This is a genomic window from Mesorhizobium shangrilense (assembly GCF_040537815.1).
GTDB classification, from domain to species: Bacteria; Pseudomonadota; Alphaproteobacteria; order Rhizobiales; family Rhizobiaceae; genus Mesorhizobium; species Mesorhizobium shangrilense.
This window is the reverse complement of the sequence record NZ_JBEWSZ010000001.1, coordinates 344223-364706: the sequence shown is the minus strand read 5'-3', so window position 1 is coordinate 364706 and position 20484 is coordinate 344223. Positions and strand designations below refer to the sequence as shown.

The 20484-nt window shown below is 62.2% G+C and carries 21 protein-coding genes and 1 pseudogene; 5 read left to right on the top strand and 17 right to left on the bottom strand.

Annotated elements, in window-relative coordinates; all coding sequences use genetic code 11:
- Positions 1-10: 10 nt before the first annotated feature.
- From ABVQ20_RS02020 to ABVQ20_RS01975, 10 genes are all read right to left on the bottom strand, one after another.
- Complete coding sequence (locus ABVQ20_RS02020; protein WP_354457831.1) at positions 11-1039, bottom strand: FecCD family ABC transporter permease; 1029 nt, start codon at positions 1037-1039, stop codon at positions 11-13.
- 274 nt (positions 1040-1313) lie between these two features.
- Positions 1314-2363, bottom strand: coding sequence for an ABC transporter substrate-binding protein (locus ABVQ20_RS02015; protein ID WP_354457830.1), 1050 nt, complete (start codon positions 2361-2363; stop codon positions 1314-1316).
- Positions 2364-2589: 226 nt separating this feature from the next.
- Entirely contained in the window at positions 2590-3369 is a 780-nt protein-coding gene (locus ABVQ20_RS02010; RefSeq protein ID WP_354457829.1) for a substrate-binding domain-containing protein, read from the bottom strand.
- Positions 3370-3559: 190 nt separating this feature from the next.
- A complete protein-coding gene (locus ABVQ20_RS02005) occupies positions 3560-4501 on the bottom strand; it encodes a carbohydrate kinase family protein (RefSeq protein WP_354457828.1) in 942 nt (313 codons plus the stop codon).
- The gene (locus ABVQ20_RS02000) at positions 4494-5009 is read right to left on the bottom strand and encodes an ureidoglycolate lyase (RefSeq protein WP_354457827.1); all 516 of its coding nucleotides are present in this window, start codon (positions 5007-5009) and stop codon (positions 4494-4496) included. The genes ABVQ20_RS02005 and ABVQ20_RS02000 overlap by 8 nt, the downstream gene beginning before the upstream one ends.
- Complete coding sequence (locus ABVQ20_RS01995) at positions 5006-5776, bottom strand: BtpA/SgcQ family protein (RefSeq protein ID WP_354457826.1); 771 nt, start codon at positions 5774-5776, stop codon at positions 5006-5008. The genes ABVQ20_RS02000 and ABVQ20_RS01995 overlap by 4 nt, the downstream gene beginning before the upstream one ends.
- A 152-nt stretch (positions 5777-5928) precedes the next feature.
- Positions 5929-6696: a GntR family transcriptional regulator gene (locus ABVQ20_RS01990; RefSeq protein ID WP_354457825.1), complete on the bottom strand. Its 768-nt coding sequence runs from the start codon at positions 6694-6696 to the stop codon at positions 5929-5931.
- A 10-nt stretch (positions 6697-6706) separates the two neighbouring features.
- Complete coding sequence (locus tag ABVQ20_RS01985; RefSeq protein ID WP_354457824.1) at positions 6707-7573, bottom strand: ABC transporter substrate-binding protein; 867 nt, start codon at positions 7571-7573, stop codon at positions 6707-6709.
- Between the two features lie 39 nt (positions 7574-7612).
- Entirely contained in the window at positions 7613-8377 is a 765-nt protein-coding gene (locus ABVQ20_RS01980) for an amino acid ABC transporter ATP-binding protein (RefSeq protein ID WP_354457823.1), read from the bottom strand.
- Positions 8374-9315 carry an amino acid ABC transporter permease gene (locus tag ABVQ20_RS01975; protein ID WP_354457822.1) on the bottom strand — a complete coding sequence of 314 codons (942 nt, stop codon included), beginning with the start codon at positions 9313-9315 and terminating at the stop codon, positions 8374-8376. The genes ABVQ20_RS01980 and ABVQ20_RS01975 overlap by 4 nt, the downstream gene beginning before the upstream one ends.
- Before the next feature lie 263 nt (positions 9316-9578).
- On the opposite strand from ABVQ20_RS01975, the gene ABVQ20_RS01970 reads away from it, so the two are divergent.
- The 3 genes from ABVQ20_RS01970 to ABVQ20_RS01960 all read left to right on the top strand — a co-directional run bounded on the left by ABVQ20_RS01970 (position 9579) and on the right by ABVQ20_RS01960 (position 13060).
- Positions 9579-11585, top strand: a complete 2007-nt coding sequence (locus ABVQ20_RS01970) for an ATP-binding protein (protein WP_354457821.1) — start codon at positions 9579-9581, stop codon at positions 11583-11585.
- 18 nt (positions 11586-11603) lie between these two features.
- Positions 11604-11954, top strand: a complete 351-nt coding sequence (locus ABVQ20_RS01965; protein WP_354457820.1) for a hypothetical protein — start codon at positions 11604-11606, stop codon at positions 11952-11954.
- 143 nt (positions 11955-12097) lie between these two features.
- Positions 12098-13060 (top strand): 5'-nucleotidase, encoded by a 963-nt coding sequence (locus ABVQ20_RS01960; protein ID WP_354457819.1) that lies wholly within the window; start codon positions 12098-12100, stop codon positions 13058-13060.
- A gap of 69 nt (positions 13061-13129) precedes the next feature.
- Here the strand turns inward: ABVQ20_RS01960 and ABVQ20_RS01955 are convergent, their stop codons facing one another.
- Entirely contained in the window at positions 13130-13366 is a 237-nt protein-coding gene (locus ABVQ20_RS01955; RefSeq protein ID WP_354457818.1) for a hypothetical protein, read from the bottom strand.
- A gap of 96 nt (positions 13367-13462) precedes the next feature.
- Positions 13463-13744: a hypothetical protein gene (locus ABVQ20_RS01950; RefSeq protein ID WP_354457817.1), complete on the bottom strand. Its 282-nt coding sequence runs from the start codon at positions 13742-13744 to the stop codon at positions 13463-13465.
- 399 nt (positions 13745-14143) lie between these two features.
- Between ABVQ20_RS01950 and ABVQ20_RS01945 the strand changes: the two genes are divergently transcribed.
- Entirely contained in the window at positions 14144-15646 is a 1503-nt protein-coding gene (locus tag ABVQ20_RS01945; RefSeq protein ID WP_354457816.1) for a helicase HerA domain-containing protein, read from the top strand.
- Positions 15647-15692: 46 nt separating this feature from the next.
- Here the strand turns inward: ABVQ20_RS01945 and ABVQ20_RS01940 are convergent, their stop codons facing one another.
- The 4 genes and pseudogenes from ABVQ20_RS01940 to ABVQ20_RS01925 all read right to left on the bottom strand — a co-directional run bounded on the left by ABVQ20_RS01940 (position 15693) and on the right by ABVQ20_RS01925 (position 18468).
- The gene (locus ABVQ20_RS01940) at positions 15693-16028 is read right to left on the bottom strand and encodes a hypothetical protein (RefSeq protein ID WP_354457815.1); all 336 of its coding nucleotides are present in this window, start codon (positions 16026-16028) and stop codon (positions 15693-15695) included.
- 207 nt (positions 16029-16235) lie between these two features.
- A complete protein-coding gene (locus ABVQ20_RS01935) occupies positions 16236-17237 on the bottom strand; it encodes an NADP-dependent oxidoreductase (protein ID WP_354457814.1) in 1002 nt (333 codons plus the stop codon).
- Positions 17238-17326: 89 nt separating this feature from the next.
- Positions 17327-17557, bottom strand: a pseudogene (locus ABVQ20_RS01930) (alpha/beta fold hydrolase); the annotation flags it as partial.
- Between the two features lie 95 nt (positions 17558-17652).
- Positions 17653-18468: an oxidoreductase gene (locus tag ABVQ20_RS01925; RefSeq protein WP_354457813.1), complete on the bottom strand. Its 816-nt coding sequence runs from the start codon at positions 18466-18468 to the stop codon at positions 17653-17655.
- A 103-nt stretch (positions 18469-18571) separates the two neighbouring features.
- Here ABVQ20_RS01925 and ABVQ20_RS01920 point away from each other — a divergent pair, with 103 nt between their 5' ends.
- On the top strand, positions 18572-19156 hold the full coding sequence (locus ABVQ20_RS01920; RefSeq protein ID WP_354457812.1) for a TetR/AcrR family transcriptional regulator: 585 nt from the start codon (positions 18572-18574) through the stop codon (positions 19154-19156).
- Between the two features lie 119 nt (positions 19157-19275).
- Here the strand turns inward: ABVQ20_RS01920 and ABVQ20_RS01915 are convergent, their stop codons facing one another.
- Entirely contained in the window at positions 19276-20424 is a 1149-nt protein-coding gene (locus tag ABVQ20_RS01915) for an amidohydrolase (RefSeq protein WP_354457811.1), read from the bottom strand.
- Positions 20425-20484 lie beyond the last annotated feature (60 nt).

The following is a 20484-nucleotide window of genomic DNA, read 5'->3' as shown; positions in this document are numbered from 1 at the left end:
GCTCGGCCCATCATGCCCAACCCAGCCTGCCGCGCCCGAGCAGCAGCATGAACACCGGCGCGCCGATCAGCGCGGTGAGGATTCCCAGCGGCACCTCGGCCGAGGTCACGGTGCGGGCAAGGTCGTCGATGATCAAGAGATAGCAGGCGCCGAGCGACAGCGTCGCCGGCAACAGGCGACGGAAATCCGGCCCGACGATGATGCGGGCGAAATGCGGGATAACCAGCCCGACCCAGCCAATAATGCCGCTGATCGACACGGCGGAAGCCGCGATCAGCGTCGACAGCAGGATCATCACCAGGCGAAGCCGTGCCACCTCGACACCCATGATCCCAGCCTGCTCGTCACCCATGGCCAGCACGTTCAGCCGCCAGCGCAAGGCAAGAAGTCCGAGCACGCAAGGGATGGTCACGACAAGCACCGGCACAAGGTCGGCGGTCGAGACCGAGGACAGCGATCCCAGCAGCCAGAATTCGATGACCGGCAGTTTCGAGTTGGGATCGGCGACATATTTCAGCAGCGACAGCAGCGCCGTGAACAGCGAGCCCACGATGATCCCGCCCAGCACCAGCGCGATGGTGGAGTTCAGCCGGAAGAAACGGTTCATGGCAAAACACATCGCCACCGCCAGCAGGCCGAAGACGAAGGCGCAGGCCTGCGTGGCGTAACGCTCGCCGAACAACAGGATCGCCACCGCCGCGCCAAAGCCAGCGCCAGCCGAGACGCCCAGCGTGAACGGCGACACCAGCGGATTGCGGAACACGCCCTGGTAGGAAGCGCCAGCGATCGCCAGCCCGCCGCCGACGACCATGGCCGCGATGACGCGCGGCAGCCGGACATCGAGTACCACCGAAGCCACCACGGGCGGCCAGCTGGGTGTGATCGGCAGGAATTGCGCGGCGATGACCTTGATGACGGTGAAGGGTTCGACGGGATAGCGGCCGAGCAGGAAAGACAGGAGGAAGAGGATTATAGGCAGGAGGATGAGCAGGAGGGCCGCGAGGCTGCGGGCGGGTTTGTGGGTTTCCAGCGCGGACACCGCTCAGATCCTTCCGCACGAGTTGGAGTGCAGGTGGCGGCGGATTCTTTTCGAAGCGCTGGCGCCGCCCCTCACCTGCCTGCCGGCATCCTCTCCCCGTATAGTGACGGGGAGAGGGACGCTATCGCCGATGGTTTCGCCAATCACCAGCGTTGTAGGAAGGACGCCCGTGCTGGAGCTGCTTCTTTCTCCCCGTTTACGGGGAGAAATGCCCGGCAGGGCAATGAGGGGCAGCGCGACGCTCACAATTGGCCTCTGATCGCAACCAAGCTCCTCAATTCGGCCCCGTGTAACCCTGCCCATAAAACTGCTGATAATACGCATCCGCCTGCTTCTGCATGTCGAGGTCGGCGAAGCGCTGGGGATAGAGCTTCTTGGCCATCCACAATTCTCCCAGCGCCAGCGCCTCGGGCAATGGGTATCCCCAGGGTTTCACATATTCGGGCGTGATATAGAGCCGCTTGTTTTCCACCGCGTCGACATGCTGCCATGCGGGCCCCTTCCGGATCTCGTCGGCCACCGGCGCGTAGCGGTCCTGCACGAAGATCACCTGCGGGTTCCAGGCCAGCACGTCCTCCATCGACACTTTGGTGGCGCCGCGCACGCCGGCCGCGACATTGACGCCGCCCGAGCGCTTCATGATGACGCCGGTGTATTTGCCCGAGCCGTAAGTGTTCATGTCCGGGTTGGCCATGTAGAGCTTCACCCGCTCGGCACCCGGGATCGAGGCGACACGCTCCTCCACCAGCTTGCGCTGCGCGAAGGCGTAGTCGAGCAGCCGGTCGGCGCGCTCGCGCTTGCCGACGATGTCGCCGATCAGCCTGACACCGATCTTCAGCCCTTCCGAATAGGCGACGTCGTCATCGCTGAAGGTCGGGTTGAGCTTGGGCGCCTCGACGCCCTCGCCTTTCGACAACGAAATCGCCACCACCGGCAGGCCGGCCTGCGCCAGCTGGTCGATCATCGCCGGCGGCGCGTAGTTGGTGACGAACACGACATCGGGTTTCAGCTTCAGCACCTCCTCGACATTGACGGTCGAGAGGTCGCCGGGCATCGGCAGGCTGGTGAGCTGCGGCGCATATTTGTCGAGGCCGGGAATGAGCTTCTGCCATGTGCGCAGCACGCCGACGATTTTGTCGGCCGCGCCCAGTTCCACCAGAATGTCCAGCGTCTGGTGCTGCAGCACCACGATGCGCTCGACATGATCGGGCACTGTAACCGTGCGGTTAAGCTGGTCGGTGACGGTGCGGGCCATGGCAGGTGCCAGGACGATCAACGAGCCTATCAGGGCAAGGAGCAGCAGCGAGCCGCGACGCAGATTCATGTGGACCTCCCAGGCATTCAATATGTTCTCATGCATATAGCGTTGGGCTGGAGGCGGCAAGCTTGGTATCTCCCCCCTTGAGGGGGAGATGGCCGGCAGGCCAGAGGGGTAGTCTCGCGTGGAGCGCCGGCACCCTGTTCGCTAAACAGAAGGTCGAACCCAGTCGAACCGACCCCCTCTGTCGCCTTTGGCGACATCTCCCCCTCAAGGGGGGAGATCAACAACCTCACCCGCCCTGCGGCAGCGCCACCGGCTGGAACCCGAAATCCCGCAGCACCTCCTGCCCGATCGACGACATCACGAAAAGCCCGAACGACAGCCCCGCCGGTGAGCTGCCCTTCAGCACCGCCAGCCCATATTCCGGCACCACATTCACCTTGGCGGGGATGTCCACGATATCGACGCCCTCGGTCTCCTGCGCCAGTCCCTTCAGCCCGGTGCGATAGCCGAGGAAGACATGCGCCATGCCCGCCGCCAATGCGGCCGCGATCGGGTCGTAGCGGCCGGGAATGTTCGCCGCTTCCGAACCGCCGACCAGGTTCTGCGCCTTGGCGTCCAGAACCGCGAAACTGCCGGGCCGCAGCGCCTCGATGCGCCGGAAGATTGCCCAGGCGTAGTCGCCGGACGGGTCCTTCAGCGGCGTAGAGGTGGCGATGCCGATGGCGGGGTCGAGCAGCCTGTCGATGAAATTCGCCGTCGTGAAGCCGGCATCGCGAAGCACGGCGGCGGCCATGGTGTTGCGAGCAAAGACCACCGGCGGCAGGCTATGGCCCTGTTCGGCAAGGCGCGCCGGATGCCCGAAACTGGCCGACAGAAAAATGTCGGGCCGTTCGCCGGCCTCGATGCGCTCGCGCAACAGGCCGGCCGGCCCGTGCCGCGTCTCGGCGGTCACACCCGTGGCGGCGGAAAAGGCCGAGACCAGCGAGGGCAGCACATGCCTCAGGCTTCCGGCGGCATAGATGAGGATCGCTGACTGCGGCGACGGTGACTTCCTGGGCATGCGCATTGGCGATCCACGGCACTGTACGTGCGGCCGCTGGCGGGCCCCACCATCTCGGCGTCGGCCGAACCCTCGCGGGCACCCGCTTTCCAGCTTATGCGCATGGACGGAGTCAAGTTATATTTTCGTGGATATAACGATAGCCGGCGCGGTGGCAGGCACCATCGATGCCAGCCACCACGCCCCACGCCAATTCCTAGCTTCTGCGCCCGGCAAATTCCGTGCGGAACTTTTCGATCGTTTCCAGCGAAGCGACGCCGCCCTGCGGCCCTTCGATGGTGACCGCGCGAGACGCCGCCGCGATGGCCAGTTCCAGCGCCTCGGACAGGCCGAGATTTTCACCCAGCGCATAGGTCAGCGCGCCGCCAAACGTGTCGCCGGCGCCGGTCACGTCGACGACGGGAACCGTGTATCCCCGGACCGCGATGCGGCCTTCCCCGTCGAACGCTTCCGCGCCGGCGGCGGCCAGCGTGCGGATCACCGTGCCGACCTCGTTCTGCCGCATCCACGCATTGATGCCGGCAAGGTCGATGTCGCCGAAGGCGTGGCCGAAGCCGATCTGGTTCATGATCAGCACCTCCGCGCCATGCAGATAATCGAGATCGCCGTCGGCAAAACCGTCGACGTCGAGATCGAGGATCAGTCTGCGGCCATGGCGGCGCAAATCCGCCAGCAGTTCCCTGCCCTGCAACCCCTCGGCCCGCAGCCGCTTCGTGCGGCCAAGGCTCATATAGAGATGGCCGGGCGTGCGCAGCGCGGCCAGCGCCTCGTCAGTCAGATGCATCGGCTGGTCGCCCATCTCGATGATGAGAACGACGTGCTCGCCGCCGGTGAGGAAGATGAGGTTGCGCGAATCCGCCAGCGAGGGATCGCGCAGCATGTGGCGCGTCGACACGCCGAGCTCTTCCATCGCCGCGCACAGTCGCGCCGACAACGGGCTGTCGTTGAGCAGCGAGATGAATTCCGTGCGCCCGCCAAGCCCGGCATGCACGCTCGCCGCATTGGCGATCATGCCACCGACATAGCTTTTCACCTCCCGCACATAGGCCTTGTCGGCGATGCCGGGCCAGCGCTCGGCGGTGAAATAGTCATCGAGCGCGACGTCGCCGATGAAGAAGGCGGTGTGCGCCTCAGCCATGCGAGTATCCCGCCGCCGTCACATGCACCGGCCCGCCCTCGACATCGACCCAGACCGAGCCGAAGCCGCAGGTTGCCATCCAGTAGTAATGCGTCGGCTCGTCAATGCCCCGGCAGGCATCGTGCCAGGTGCCCTTGTGCATGACCACGACCGTGCCTGGCTCGATGATGAAGGCGCGGATATCCCCGGCCTTCGGCCGCGCCGCATCCGTCGGCGCTGCCACCGCCAGCACGATCGGCTTTGCCGCGCAGAACAGCGCTTCCTGGGTCTCTGGATGGCGCTCCATTTTAACCGTGTCGAACGGCCCGCCCTCGCCCAGCGTGAAGCCGAGGCTGCCATTGGTGCCGAGCAGGGGTGCCGCCGTATAGACATCCGTCCAGCCGAGGCCCGACGAGCGCACCAGCCTTGCCTCGCTTTCCGGCGCGCCGGGCGTCGCCATCGAATGGACGGTTCCGTAGGCGGAGAAATCCGCTTCGCGAACCGGAACAGCGCTGATGCTGATGGTCATTCCGCGGCTCCCGCTCTCGCCGCCACCGGCTGGTGTCGGATACCAGCGACGACGCCCATCAACTCGCGCACATGCGCCTCGTCGACAATGCCGGTGTCGACATAGCTGTCCTTGAAGAAGCTGCCGACAATGGCGCCATCGGCGAGCGCCAGCTGTTCGGGCGCATTGGCGGCGGTCAACCCCGCGCCGATCAGCAGCGGGAAGCCGCCGCCGGTCAGTGTGCGAAACCGCCGGACCTTGTCGAGATCGGTCTCCTGGCCGGTGGCGTCGCTGGTGACGACGAAGGCATCGCAACGCTGCATGCCCAGTCGCAGATCTTCCGCTTCGCTGCGGCCGGAATTGACCGGCTGGTACTTGAAGCGCACGCCGCCCAGCAGCAGGGACGTCACGCCTTCCCGAAGCGCCGCCAGTTCGGCGGCGAAATCCGCGTCCTCCTCGGGGCGCAGATGGCCGGCAACCGAATCCATCTGGATGAAGTCGACGCGGAACTGGCGGGCGAGCTCGAACGCCAAATGATGGTCGCGCAGCACGTTGAGGCCGACCAGCGCGTCGGGCTTTCTCTCTTCCAGCCATTCCAGCACATGGCGGACATCGTCCTTGTCGCCAAAATAGTTCTCGACAATGACACCGTCGACGCCGTTGGCCAGCAGGATCTCGGTTTCGCGCCGCGCGATGTCGAGCCGCTCGGCCGGCGTTTCGCCGGTCAGGTGCAGCATGCCGAGAATGGGTTTTGGCGTGGCGAAGGTCTGTTCGAAGCGGGAGTCCAAGGGAATTTCCAATCTAGGTAAGATGAATTTCTGTCGATGCCCTACGGACGGCCTCCCCCCAAATCCTGACCAGCCGGGCATGATGATGCATACGAAAACAAGGGTTTGGGCGCGCCACCTGACTCTGTCTGGCAGCGGCGCGCCCAAAATTGTCAGGCGCCCGGCGGCTGGCCGTTGCCGGCACTCCCCGAGTTGCCGGCACTCCACGAGGTCCCGACGCGCATTTCCAGCGTCGGCGAGTAGATGACGGAGGTTCTTTCAACCAGTTCGTCGCTGCTGGAGAACACGTCGCCGGTGGCGCACAGGAATCCCGGCACATTGTGCCCGTCGCCGAAGACTCGTGCGATGAGCGCCGAGGGCGCCACCACCGAAAGCGTCAGTTCCGAGCGCGCCGGCGAGACGCCATAGTGGTCGCGCAGCACCTGGTAGAGCGACATCTTCTCGAAGTCGAAACCATCGAGACCGGGATAGCGCTTCAGCGACAGCCAGGACGTGTCGAGGTTGAGGAACAGTGTGACATCCTCCACCGCGATGCCGCGCGCGCGCACCAGCTTCAACACCCGCCCGTTCGCCCCGTCTTCCGTTGCCTGCTCCAGCAGCGAGGTGACGGGGCGTTGGCCACGCGCCCGCGAATAGTCGGTGAAGCCGCCAAAGTTCCAGACGCTGTTGTTGATCGGCGCATAGCTGACGATCGTTCCCTTGCCGCGAAACTGGCGCACCAGCCCTTCATTCACCAGCAGCGCGATGGCCTTGCGGACCGTGCTTCTGGTGATGCCGTGCTCGTCGCGCAGCACGTTCTCGGAGGGGATGGCATCCCCTTCCGCGTACTGCCCTTCGAGGATCCGCAGCCGCAGGATGCGGTAAAGCTGCGTGTACAGCGGAACCGGTGCGTGCGGATCAAGAACGATCGTGTCAGCCATCAGGCGCCCCTTACCTGCCGGCGTTGACGGTGAATTCCGGCACGGCGGCGTTTTTCAAGCCATAGCGGTCGAGGATCGCGACATAGCTGCCGTCTGCCTTCATGGCCTCCAACGTTGCCTTGACCGCCCCACGCAAATCACCAGAATCCTTGGCAAAAGCAATGCCGTAATGGCCGGGCTCGAGCAGGTCGCCGATCGTGTAGAACTCGCCCGGCTTCTGCTGCTGCAGTTCGAGGACGCCCTCGAAGCCCATGATGGAGGCCTGCGCGCGGTCCTGCTTCATCTGCAGGATGTGCTCGGCCTCGGTCGGCAGTTGCAGCACCGTTAGCGGCGCGCCTTCGGTGCAGGTTGCCTTGCCCAGTTGCTCGACCGTGCCCACCCAGCTGGTGCCGGTGGCCACCGCGACGGACTTGCCGCACAGATCCTTCACCGACTTGATGGTGTCCTGGTTCTTCACCATCGAATAGAGCTGGTTGCCGGTCTGGAAATAGTCGATGAAATCGAGCTGCGTCTGGCGCGCGGTGAGATCGGAGAACGCGGTCCAGATCATGTCGGCGCGGCCGGTGGTCACCGAGGTGATCAGCTGCGGAAACTCGACATTCTGGAAATTCACCTTCAGCCCGAGACGGTCGGCGACTTCCTTGGCCATGTCGATGTCGGCGCCCTTGAGGTCGGTGGAGCCGGCGTTGGAATATTCCATCGGCGGATAGGCAAGGCTGATGGCGATGTTCAAGGCGCCGCTGTCGCGCACCTTGGCCGGCAGCATGGCGCGCAGCTTGTCGTCGGTGCCGGCGTGGGCGGCCGATGCCAGTACGCTGAGCGAAACCATGGCGCCGGCGAGGATCCGCGAGATGGTCGCGGCGGTGGAAGTCGTCATTTCAGGCTCCTTGCTGTGTTGAAGATGTTGCTAGAAAAGTCAGGCGAGCACGCGGCTGAGGAAGCTGCGCACCCTTGCGTCCTTGGGGTTCGCCAGCACTTCGGCCGGCGGGCCCATTTCGCGGATTTCGCCGTCGACCATGATCGCGACGCGGTCGGCGACATCGCGGGCAAAGGCTATCTCGTGGGTGACGACGATCATCGTCGTGCCGGTGGCGGCAAGCTGGCGCATCACATCCAGCACCTCGCCGACCAGCTCGGGGTCGAGCGCCGAGGTCGGCTCGTCGAACAGCATGATCTTGGGCTTCATGGCCAGCGACCGCGCGATCGCCACGCGCTGCTTCTGGCCGCCCGAAAGCTGCGCCGGATAGGCGCCGCAATGGTCGGCGAGCCCGACGGAGGCCAAAAGCTCCCGCCCCCGCGCCTCGGCCTGCGCCTTCGGCTCCTTGCGCACGGTGACCGGCCCTTCGATGACGTTTTCCAGCGCCGTCATGTGCGGAAACAGGTTGAAGTGCTGGAACACCATGCCGATCTCGCGCTGCTGCAAGCGCAGCCGGCGCGGCGGCAGTTCGTGCAGTGTGTTGCCCTTGAGCTCGTAGCCGATGATCTCGCCATCGACCCAGACGACGCCGTCGTCGAGGTCTTCCAGATGGTTGATGCAGCGCAGAAGCGTGCTCTTGCCGCCGCCGGAAGGGCCGAGGATGCACAGCACCTCGCCATTGGCGACCTCGAAGTCGACGCCGCGCAGCACCTGGTGCGCGCCGTACTTCTTGTGGATGTTGATGGCCTTGACGATGGTGGTCATGCCTTGGACTCCTCGACGCCGCCCGACAGGGGCGTGTTGTTCCTGAACGGCATTCGGAAGGAGAATTTCGCCGGCGCGCCGGCCACGCCGCGCCCAAAATGCTGCTCGATATAGTACTGGACGATGCTGAGCACGGTGGTGCCGGCGAGGTACCAGATGCCGCAGACGAACAGCAGCTCGATGACCGCGCCGTTGATGAAATAGATCTGCTGCGCGGCGTTCAGCATCTCGCCCATCGAGATGGCGGCGGCGAGCGAGGAGAATTTCAGCATGCCGATGGCCGAATTGCCCATCACCGGGATGATCAGCCGCATGGCCTGCGGCAAGATGATGCGCCGCAGCGTCTGGAAGCGCGACATGCCCAGCGTCTTGGCGGCTTCCGTCTGGCCGTGGTCGACCGACGAGATGCCGCCGCGCACCACCTCGGTCATGTAGGCGCCCTCATTGATGCCGAGCCCCAGCAGTGCGGCGACGAACGGCGTGACGACATCGACCATGCGCGCCTCGTAGAGGCCGGGAATGACCAGCCGCGGAAACACCAGCGCGATGTTGAACCAGATCAACAGCTGCAGCATCACCGGCGTGCCCCGGAACACCCAGACATAGAGCCAGGCGACGAAGCGGGTGACCGGATTGGCCGACAGCCGCATGATGGCAAACAGCGTGCCCAGCGACACGCCGATGATCATGGCGAAGAACGAGATGAGCAGCGTGTTGCCAAAGCCGCGCACGATGACGCCGGCCGTCAGGAACTCGCCCACCGTCGCCCAGTGGATCTGCCCATGCGCGAAAGCCTGCACCAAGAGCGCAAGTGCCGCGACCACTACCAGCGCGCCAACCCAGCGCCCGACATGCTTCAGCCGCACGATCCTGTAGCTGCGCTGGCTGAGCGCCCCGACATCGACGCGCACCGCGCCGGAGGCACGTTGGAGTGTCATCAAAGTTTGTTCCCGAGTGTTGGTATTGTAGGGTTAGGTGTACAACTTGATAGAGCGGAGTTGGGGGGGTGTCAATTGGGGTGTGGGGGATTTTGCGTGGGAGGGTGTGGCGCGACGTGGGCCGGTAGGCTCGCGCTAAATCAGGCGAAGACTCAAGTACAAACCTTCCCATTCTTCGAGTGGCGAGAGTGAGCATGTGTGAGCTAATTTATACCACTTCTGTCCCCGTCTATGACCTGCTAGATTGAGGTAGGAGGGGCAATATGGCTGAACTAACATTGAAAGCAAAACACGATCATCTTGCGAAAGTCGCAAGTACGCGAGACTATGTCAAAGCATTGGCAGAATTTGTTTGGAATGCGCTCGACGCCGATGCAGATGCGGTCTCCGTAGAATTCTCTCGAAACTCATTAGGCGGACTTCATTCGATCCTGATCCGAGACAATGGGACTGGAATCAGCAAATCGCGGGCAGAACATGATTTTGAAAGCCTTGGAGACTCGTGGAAACTTCAAAAAAGCCGCACGGCGCTTAATTCTCGCGTTGTTCATGGGAAAGAAGGTCAAGGTCGACTGAAATTCTACTCGTTGGCTCGAAAAGCAAACTGGACTTCCGTCTACGAAGAAGAAGGAGGTCTTCTCTCTCTGTCCATTGCCATTGATGCAGACAACCTCCACAAAAGCTCTGTCTCGGAGTCAACAAAACCAAAAAACGGCGCGGCAAGAGGCACGGTTCTCGAACTCGCTCCCCTCAAAGATACCTTCGACTGGCTCACCAGCGAAGAGGCAAGGTCAGAATTTGGGGCGATTTTTGCGCCCTATATCCTGCAGTATCCTAGTGTCAGCATCGTTTACGATCGCCATCTTGTAGATCCCAACGCGACTATTGAGAGGGCTCACGAATTTGAGCGAACGACTATCGTTTGCCCTGGGAGGTCCGTCAAAGACTTAGCCCTCAGAGTCATCGAATGGAAATCGAGAGCTGGGAGCCGCAAAATCTATTTTGGCAGCGAAACGGGTGTTGTTCTCGGCTCCCAGGCGGCCAATGTCACGGCGCCCGGATTCGATTTCTCAGTTTACGCGTACTCACCGTTCTTTCAAGGAATTGCCGACGCTAACCTCTTGGAAGTTGATGGACTTACGGATCCCGATTTCGCCAGAGTATTGGAATACATTCGGGATACGGTGGGTGACTATTTTAGAACTCGTCAGGCAGAAAAGTCGGGTGAACTGATCCAGGAGCTGATCGATGCTGGCGTTTACCCTTACGAGGGAGACCCTCGCGATGAAGTCGAGAGGCGTGAGCGGCAGGTTTTTGATATCGCCACCCACGCAGTGTCTTCCTACTCACGCGACTTCAAAAAAGCCGACAATTCGTTGAAGAAGATTACCCTTGGTCTGCTTCGAGAAGCGATCAGTCACAATCCAGAATCAGTTTCACGAATACTACGAGCTGTCTTCAATTTGCCAAAAGTACGGCAAGACGAATTTTCCAGCCTGCTTCAGAAAACCGAGCTTGGGCACATTATCTCAGCATCTAGCCTCATAGCTGACCGTGTCGTCGCATTGAAGGTTCTCAGTGAGATGGTATTTGAGCCAAAACATCGACACACAATCAAAGAGCGTGGAGAACTGGACGTCCTTATCCGAGACAACACGTGGATCTTCGGAGAGAGCTTTCACTTCACGATGGCTGAAGTCGGTTTGACCAAAATCATGCATCGTGTATCTCAAGAGCTATCTCTACTGCGGGCAAAAAGCGCAAAGGCACGAAAACCTGACGGTAAGGTGGGGCGCATAGACTCATTTATGGGGCGGGTCGTTCCCCACCCCGACCGCCAGCACAGAGAATTCATGCTTGTAGAGCTTAAGCGGCCATTGCTGGTCGTTGGAAGGAAAGAACTGGACCAGCTCGAAGATTATGTCAACGCAATCCTCGCGCAACCAGATTTCATAGGCACTTCTACATTTTGGAACTTCTACTTGGTCAGCGGTGAATACGATCCGGTGGTTAAGGAGCGGATTACCCAGAAGGATAGACCGGTAGGCCTGTATCTAGACAAGCCGAATCATAAGGTTTGGGTTAAATCTTGGGCAGAGCTGATCCGCGACGCTGAAAGTCGGCTGCAATTCGTTCAGGAAAAACTACAAATCGAGGTCACAGCTGAAGAGATCGGCGAAAGGATTGCACAACTGAAATCGTCAATCCTACGAGCAGGATCAGAACCATCCTTTGGCTCAGTTGATTCGATTAACGAACAAGGCGAATAGAAAATTCGAGGATTAGCATTGTCCTTCAGCACCAAGCTTTCACCATGTGCCCATCAGACCGAGAAAGAAATCGAGAAATATTACCGCAGCACGCCCGAGGGGTCGGTCGCCGTTGTTCGCCGTACACACGGTGGCATCCTCACCTATGAGGTTGCAACTTTCGGCCTCAGAAGAACGAGCAGCGGCCGTATCAATGTCGGAAACTCTGGCGATTTCTACATGAAGTCTGGCAAGAATTGCTGGGAACCAACCGGGCAAACCGGACTTGTCGTGCCAACTAATGAGGTGATGGCCTGGGCGAAAGACCACCCAAGCGGAGAAATGGGCTACACGATCTATCCTGAGGTTCATCGCGGAGCTCAGAGGTAAGGTGCAGCCGCACAAGGATCGCATCTTCTTATCGTGGCGTTGCGGCTGGTAAAATGTGGCCACCCATAGCAGGCCGTACATCTTCCCGCTGCCTGTCGTCCAATATGGGAGTAAAGGTATATGAAATTCGCGAATCTCCGTTCATGAGCGAGGACGACAAGAGGAATGCCGATCCTGAGGCTGAGCTAAGGGCCAGTCCTCTCCGCATCGGAATCTCTACGCGCGCACTTTTTAATTTGGAGGAAGAGCACCGCGTATTCGAGCAGTCCGGCGTCAAGGCATATGCCGCCATGCAACTCCAGCGGGAGGAGGTCATCCTCGGCAAGGGTGCCGGCTTTGAGGTGGTCGAGCGGCTACTCGCGCTGAACGATCCCGGTGCGGCTCCATATGTTGAGGTGATTCTCTTGTCTCAGAACTCACCCGACCTCTCCCTCCGGGCCTTCAAATCGATCGATCACCACGGACTTGTTGTTAAGACGGGCAGCTTTACTAGCGGGCGGTCGCTTGCGCCCTTTGTACCAGCATGGGGCATCGACCTGTTTCTCTCAAACGCGGATGCGGACGTAAAAGGAGCGGTGGTTGGTGGGGCGGCCGCTGCACGGCTCGGCTTGGCACCCAAGGATCGTGCAGAAACGCCCCAAGGTGAGGTCCGGGTTGCATTCGACGGCGACGCTGTCGTGTTTGGCCCCGAGTCCGACGCGATTTACAAAGAAGAGGGCCTGGACGCCTTTCTCGCTCATGAGACCACAAACGCTAGCAATCCAATGGCACGCGGCCCGTTTGGCAACTTTCTTCATAAGCTGTCTGCATTGCGCCGAGTTTTCCTAAATGAGGGTAACGTCAGTAAGGTCCGTATTGCACTTGTGACCGCTCGAAACGCCCCTGCGCATGAGCGCGTCATCCGTACGCTGAGGGCTTGGGGGACACCTGCCGATGAAGCACACTTCGTCGGAAGCCGGGAAAAGGCTCCGATTCTAAAGGCGCTTGGCGCTCACATTTTCTTTGACGACCAAGAGAAGCACGTTCTCGGAGCCGCGGAAGTCGTCCCTGCCGGCCATGTTCCCGGACCGCATGATCCGGCTACACCGATAATCCCGGCCAGCTGACATTCCGGGCAGCAGCCCATCGTCGGCCCCGAGGACGACTTCGTTTTGCTAGCCCTCCCAATCCCTACCCTACCCCTTGCAGCCCGCATAGCGATAAACATTATAAGGCTCTATCCCCTCGCCATCCTTCGGAACAAACCCATTAAGGAAATCCACGACCAGGCCGGTATAGGTCGGGCGCTGAACTTCCTCGTCGCTCGCGGATGTTCTCATCTCTTCCATATAGACGGACTGGCGCAGGGTGGGCACGACGATCCAGTCGTTCCTATAGTTGGCGTCGACCACGGCGTCATAGGCGAGGTCCACCGTGGTCCCCATCGTCAACGGGAACGATATCGAACAGATGACCGCGCCGTTGGAACAGGCGTGGGTTCCGTGGGCGGTCCACACTGCCTTGCCCTTTCAATATTCCGTCAGCTCGACAGTGCCCTCAACCTCGCCGGTGAATTGCATCTCCTGATAGGAGTCCGCGCTGTTGTCAGCAGAGAGTTCCGATCGGTAGAGCCGCGCGTCGGGTTCGCAGTCCGGCTTGGGTTGCGCCATGGTTTCGCCGTTGGCGCCACAGCGCTGCAGCGTCTGGAAGTGCGGAAAGCTGCCGACCTTGTTGTCGTCCATCTTGACGAGAAGCTGGCGGCGCTGGAACGCGCCGGCTTGCGCCGGTCCGGTGCAGCTCATGTCCAACATCACCGCGTCCACGCCCTGCAAAGGCGTGGACGTCCGGACCGCGCAATCGGCGTCCGGAAATTTGCTTGCCCGGCAGAGTAGCTGACCTGCGTGTCGTTGCCTTTGCACGATGGGAAACTCCCTTCCTGCACGAAGGACCCTTGCCACCACTCCGCCGCCGAGGCCGGCCACGCAAACACAAGCAAGCAGAAAGCGGCTTGCCGCAAAACAACAACCGGCTTCCCGACGCGCATCATTCCCCCTCCCGCAATGGGCAAAATTCGCGCTTAAGTAGCAACAAAAGTCAAGAGACATGACCTTCGATTGCAACCCGCTGTGCGCAACGCCCCGCCTCCCCGCATCCCCGCTCGACTGGTCGCACCCGGGTTGATAAGCCCTCCGCTCAAGGAGAGTCGAGACATGACCGTTGCGATCGAGATGGGACAGACGACGGCGGGCGCGCCCGCTACGCTCGATCTCGAGGAACTGCTGGCCACCCGCCTTCTGGTGCAGGGCAATTCGGGCTCGGGCAAGTCGCATCTGTTGCGGCGGCTGCTGGAGCAGAGCGCGCCCTGGGTGCAGCAGACCATCATCGACCCCGAGGGCGATTTCGTTTCGCTGGGCGAGCGTTACGGCCATCTGGTCATCGACGCCGAGGAGCATACCGAGCGCGGCCTGCAGGCGGCCGGCGAGCGGGCGCGCATGCACCGCGTCTCCACCGTGCTCAACCTCGAAGGGCTCGACGCCGAAAACCAGATGCGGCGCGCTGCCGCCTTTCTGGGCGGACTGTTCGAGGTCGCCCGCGACCACTGGTACCCGATGCTGGTGGTGGTGGATGAGGCGCAGCTGTTCGCGCCGGCGGTGGCCGGCGAGGTGTCCGACGAGGCGCGAAAGCTTTCGCTCGGCGCCATGACCAATCTGATGTGCCGTGGCCGAAAGCGCGGGCTGGCCGGCATCATCGCCACGCAGCGCCTGGCCAAGCTCGCCAAGAATGTCGCGGCGGAAGCCTCCAACTTCCTCATGGGCCGCACCTTCCTCGACATCGACATGGCGCGCGCCGCCGACCTGCTGGGCATGGAGCGGCGGCAGGCCGAGGCGTTCCGCGACCTGGAGCGCGGGCACTTCATGGCGCTCGGCCCTGCCTTGTCGCGCCGTCCGCTGGGCCTGCGCATCGGCGCGACGGACACCAGCCCGCGCAACGGCACGCCGCGCCTGATGCCGCTGCCGGAATCAGCGTTGGAGGATGCGCGCGCGATCATCCTCGCCGCACCGCCGCCCGAAACCGTGCGACCGCAGCGCCGGCAGCCCTCGCCCGATTTGCTCGACCAGCTGATGGCGGCGAAGTCGGCGGCACTGGAATTTCGTCCCGAACCGGCCGAGCCCACTGTAAGCGCCGAGGACCTCGCCGACCGGCGCGAGCGCATGGACGGCATACTGTCAGCCATCCTGGCGCAGCCCGACGCGGGGTTCCGCGTCATCGGCGTGCTCTACCAGGAGTTCGTCGTGCGCTGCCGCATCGAGGGCCTGGCTACGGTGGTGCCGGACCTCGGCGGCTTCCGCCGCATGCTGACCCGCGCCCGTGCCGGCGTCGGCTCCGACATGGCGCAGGATGATGCCTGGCAGGATGTCTCGGTGCGGGCGTCGCTGCTGCCCGAGGACATGCAGGGCGTGTTCATGATGATCGCGCGCGCCGCCAAGGAAGGCTGGGCCTGCCCCAGCGACGCCGCGATCGCCCGCGCCTATGGCTCGCACTCGCTGCGCCGCGCGCGCCGCCTTTTGACCTATATCGAGGAACAGGGCCTGATCGTGTGCCAATATGACGGCACCGGCCGACGCACCGTGACGCTGGTCGAACTCGCCTGGGCGACAGCGCCGGGCGACCCCGGCGCTGAAGAGGTCGAGCAAGGCAGCCTGGCCTTGTAAGGGCCTTGCGCAGCAGCGCGGTTCGCTATGCCTATGGATACTTCGTCTAGCCCACGGGGCTCGGATCGCCCTGCAACGCCTTGGGCAATGGCTGGCTCGAGCATTGCAGGTGCACCTCGCGGGCGAACAGCTTTCGCTGCTTCTGCTCCTGCTCCTTGGCCGCCGCGATGATGCCCAGCCCGTATGGGCCGAGCGCGACGAACGCCCACCCCGGGTGCTGTTTTTCGCGAGCCTCATAGTCCGCTGCCGCCATGCGGGCCTTCTGGCATTGCGGCGACGCCCATTTCTGGTCTTGCTGCGAAAGCGACGCGCCATAGTCGACCGGAGAGGCCGCGCATCCAGCCATTGTCGCGGCCAATGCGACGCAGATTGCAATTCTCATTCCGAAGCCCCCTGCCCAAGCCTCCTGCCCAAGCATTGCGGAGAGTACAGGGAAATCTCCTCCTCACAAGCGGGTAGCGGCGATGAGGTGGAGCAAGGCAGCTTGGCGCTGTGATGGCGCGCGTGGTCCACTCTGGGGTCAGAAGCCAAGACTGCCCAACATCAGCAAAGCGCGGGGAGCGGACATCAAGTTCAAAGACAGGGAGTTCTATCTGACCTTGATGACGACCTTGCCCTTGGCACGTCCTGTCTCGACGTAAGCCAGAGCCTCATTGGTCGCTTCGAACGGAAATACCCGATCGACAACCGGGCGGATCGCTCCGGATTCGATGAAGGACGTGATCTTGCTTAGCTGATCACCCTGCGCGCGCATGAAAAGGAAAGAAAACTTCACGCCACGGCGCTTGGCCTTGGCCCGGATTGCGCGGCTCAGAAAGCGCAGGATCAGCCTCAGGACCAGGTTCAGTCCTTTTTCCCTGGCAAATTCGGGATCCGGCGGACCGGAGATGGAGATCAGCTTCCCGCCCGGTTTCAGTACATTCAGGGATTTTTCAAGCGTTTTGGCGTCCTGGCTGTTCAAGACGACATCGTAGCCCGACAGGACTTTCTCGAAGTCGTCCTTCCTGTAGTCGACGACGACATCGGCGCCGAGACCCTTGACCAGATCGGCACTCGCCGCGCTCGTCGTTGTCGCAACGGTGGCGCCGAGGTGCTTTGCCAGTTGGATGGCGAATGTCCCCACGCCGCCGGAGCCAGCCTGAATGAAGACCTTCTGTCCTTTCTTCAGGTTTGCCCTTTCAATGAGCGCCTGCCAGGCGGTCAGACCGACAAGAGGGATCGAGGCCGCCTCTTCCATGCTGAGATTCTCAGGCTTCAAGGCCAAGTCGGCCTCATCCATGGCGATGAACTCGGCGAATGTCCCGACCCGGCCATCGCGCGGCCGCGCATAGACATCGTCGCCGGGTTTGAATTTGCGGACCTTTGATCCCACGCGGACAACCGTTCCAGCCAGATCATGGCCCAGGATGAGCGGAAGGCGATAGGGCAGGATGAGCTTGAACTCCCCGGTTCTGATCTTGGAGTCGAGCAGGTTCACCGCCGCGGCATGTATCTCGACCAGGACATCGCTATCCCCGAGCTCCGGCTCCGGCATCTCGGCCAGCCGCAGAATGCCCTTTTTGTTATATTTGTCGACGACGAATGCCTTCATGGCAGTGGCTTTCTGAAAGGGTCTGTTGGTGTTCAGGGACGAAACAGGCCGAGCGTTTACGGCGGCAAAGCCGCCCCGTGGGAAAGGCCTTAGCCCTCGAGGAAAGAAAGAGCTTTCGGGACGAAATCGGCGTAATTCTGGAAGATTCCGCCGTGCCCGGCATCCGGGTAGATGACCAGTTGTGCCCCCGGGATACGCCTGGCGAGATCGTGGGTATTGGCGCTCGGCACCATCCTGTCCCGATCGCCATTCGCAACCAGGGTAGGAATGCCGATGGTGCTCAGGTCTTGCGGCTTTTGCAGCCCATAGGCCTTGATCGACTGATTGAACGTATATGTCATGCTTGGCACTTCCCCCCGTGGGGCCTTACCAATTGCGCTGTGGTTGCCAGTCTCATGTGCGTGAAATCCTCCGTTCAGGCCGGCAGGCGGAACTGCTTGCGCAGGCTCCTGTCGAAGATCTCCGCCGGGGCAAACCGGCGCAGCATGCTGACCTGCCGCGCTGCCTTGCCGGCGGTATAGCGCCGTCGCGGACGGGCATCGGTCGCTGCCTTGACGACCACATCCGCGACCACTTCCGGCCGATCGGCTGTCGGCATCACATCGCGAAGCAGCGTTTCGACCCCGGCTCGAGCCCGATCATATTCCTTCAACACCGAATCCGGCTCAATCCCGTTCTGGTCGAAGACGGTACGCACGTATGCCGGCTCGATGACCGAGACGCGGACATTGAACGCACGCACCTCGTGGTCGAGCGATTCCGAATAGCCCTCGAGCGCGTGCTTGACTGCCGAGTAGTGAGCTGAGTATGGCGCCGGTACTAATCCCAGAATCGAGCCGATGTTGATGATGCGCCCTTCGCCGCGCCGCCGCATCGAAGGCAACACCGCATTGGTCATGCGGATGACGCCGAACAGATTGACGTCGAACAGCGCCTGCACCTGTGCGACCGAGGATTCTTCGGCGCCCCCGAGCAGGCCGACGCCGGCATTGTTGACCAGCACGTCGATCCGGCCGGTCCGCGAGAGCACAGTGGAAACAAGTGCGGCGACGGCTTCACCGTCCGTCACGTCGCAAACCAGCATGGTCACGCCGTCCGGACCGTTGCCGACCGTGCGCCGACTTGTCCCGAAGACAGTGAACCCGGCCCGCGCCAGGGCCTCGGCGCTGGCGCGGCCGATGCCCGAGGAGGCTCCGGTCACAACAGCGGTTTTTGCGGAATTCATATTCATTTCATGCTCCAAAGCCATGAGGGCTAGCTTCTTCTCGCTAATTGAATTATGATCATAATATCACATTACATCCATAATGCAATAACAGAAAGGAATAGCAGCCATGCGCTACGAAAAGGGCAGAAGGGACGCATCACGCGGCCGGATCATGGAAGTCGCCGCAGACCGTTTTCGGGGCGATGGCATAGCTGCGTCCGGACTGGCAACGATCATGAGCGACGCCGGGCTGACGAATGGGGCCTTCTATCCGCACTTTCAATCCAAGGCGGAACTTGTCCGTGAAAGCGTGGCGGCAGCTCTGGATGCTCAGTCGCATCAACTGCGGGAGGCATTGGCCGCCGGCGGCCCGGAAATGGCCATAGAGGCTTATTTGTCAGCCGAGCACCGGGACAATCCGGGAAAGGGCTGCGCGTCCGCCGCGCTTCTGCCGGAACTCGCGCGTCAACCACCCGACACGCGCGAAGTCTATACCGACCGCTTGCTGTCCTTGGTGCGCCAGTTGGCTGAAGCGCTTCCACAGGCCAAGGATCCGGAAGGTGTGGCGCTGAGTGTCTTTGCGACGCTCATCGGCGCGCTTCAAATAGCCCGCACCGTCGAAGGGACGGAATTATCGGATCGCGTCCTCGCGGCGGCGAAAGATGCGGCGCGGACGCTGATCCAGCAGCGCCAGGACGAAGTGGCGTCCTGACGCTATGAGGGTGCGCAGCACTATCCACGGCAACGGCAAAGGCTCGGCATCATTGACGGGCGGCACTGTCCGGGAAAGGTCCGCTTTGGCCAAGGACTGCTCCAGGAACCAGGATGCGCTCAGCCCAGAAGATTGCGCGCCGTGCGCATGAAGATCCTTGAGCCGATCGGGATCAGGTCGTCGGGAAAATCATAGTCGGGATTGTGCAAGGCCGGGTGCCGCTCGCCTGCGCCCAGAAAGAACATAGCCGACGAAGCACTGTGACCGAAGATGCCGAAATCCTCCGAAGCGCGCATCGGCAGGTCTTCCTCGCCCTGCGACACGTCCTCTTCATCGAGCGCGCGCCGCAGATGCTCCACCGCGTCCGGCGCATTGACGCTGGCGACGAATATCTCGTGATAGTCCCAGCGGGCGGAAAGCCCATGCTGGCTGGCGATCCCGGTGACCAGCGCCTCGGCGGCCGCGCACAGATTCGCCATCCGCTCGTCGCGCCGGGTGCGCAACGTTGCCCACACCTCTGCATGACCCGGCGCAATGCCGAACACGGCCTCGCCCATCGCTGCATGGGTGACGGTGACCATGCCGAATTCGTCGTCGGCGAAGGTGCCGCGCCCGAGCGCGGGCAATGCCGGCATCAGCTTGCTGATCGCCAGCATCGGCGAGGTGCCGGTTTCGGGCATCGACGAATGCGCTGTCTTGCCCTCCAGCGTAATGCGCATGCCGCGCGAAGCACAATTGACCACGCCCGGCTTGAGCCTGACCTCGCCCAGGGGCACGCCGGGCAGATTGTGCAGCGAGAAGGCGAAATCCGGCGCGATCTCGCCGAAGCGGGGATCGGCGACGACGCCGGCCGCGCCATTGCCGGTTTCCTCCGCCGGCTGGAACATCAGCACGACCCGGCCGCGCGCCGGCCGCTCGCGCCCCAACTGGCGGCCAAGCGACGCCAGGATCGCGGTATGCCCGTCATGGCCGCACATATGAGACTTGCCGGGCACCAGCGATGAATGCGGGGCGCCCGAAAGTTCCTCGATCGGCAGCGCATCGAGTTCAGAGCGAAACAGCACCGTCGGTCCCGCCTTGCCGCTGTCATAGACCGCCGCTACGCCATGGCCGCCCAATCCGGTCAGCACCTTGTCCGGCCCGGTATCGGCGAGGAAATCGACGACCTCGCGCGCCGTCTTCTCCTCCTCGTTCGAGATTTCCGGATTCTGGTGCAGCCTGCGCCGCCACGCCGTCAACTCGACAATGTCTCGATTGGTAAGGGTCATCTTCCATCTCCGTGTGCGCTGCATTCTCCACAAAAGCAGCCATTGCTCCAGCACCTTCCC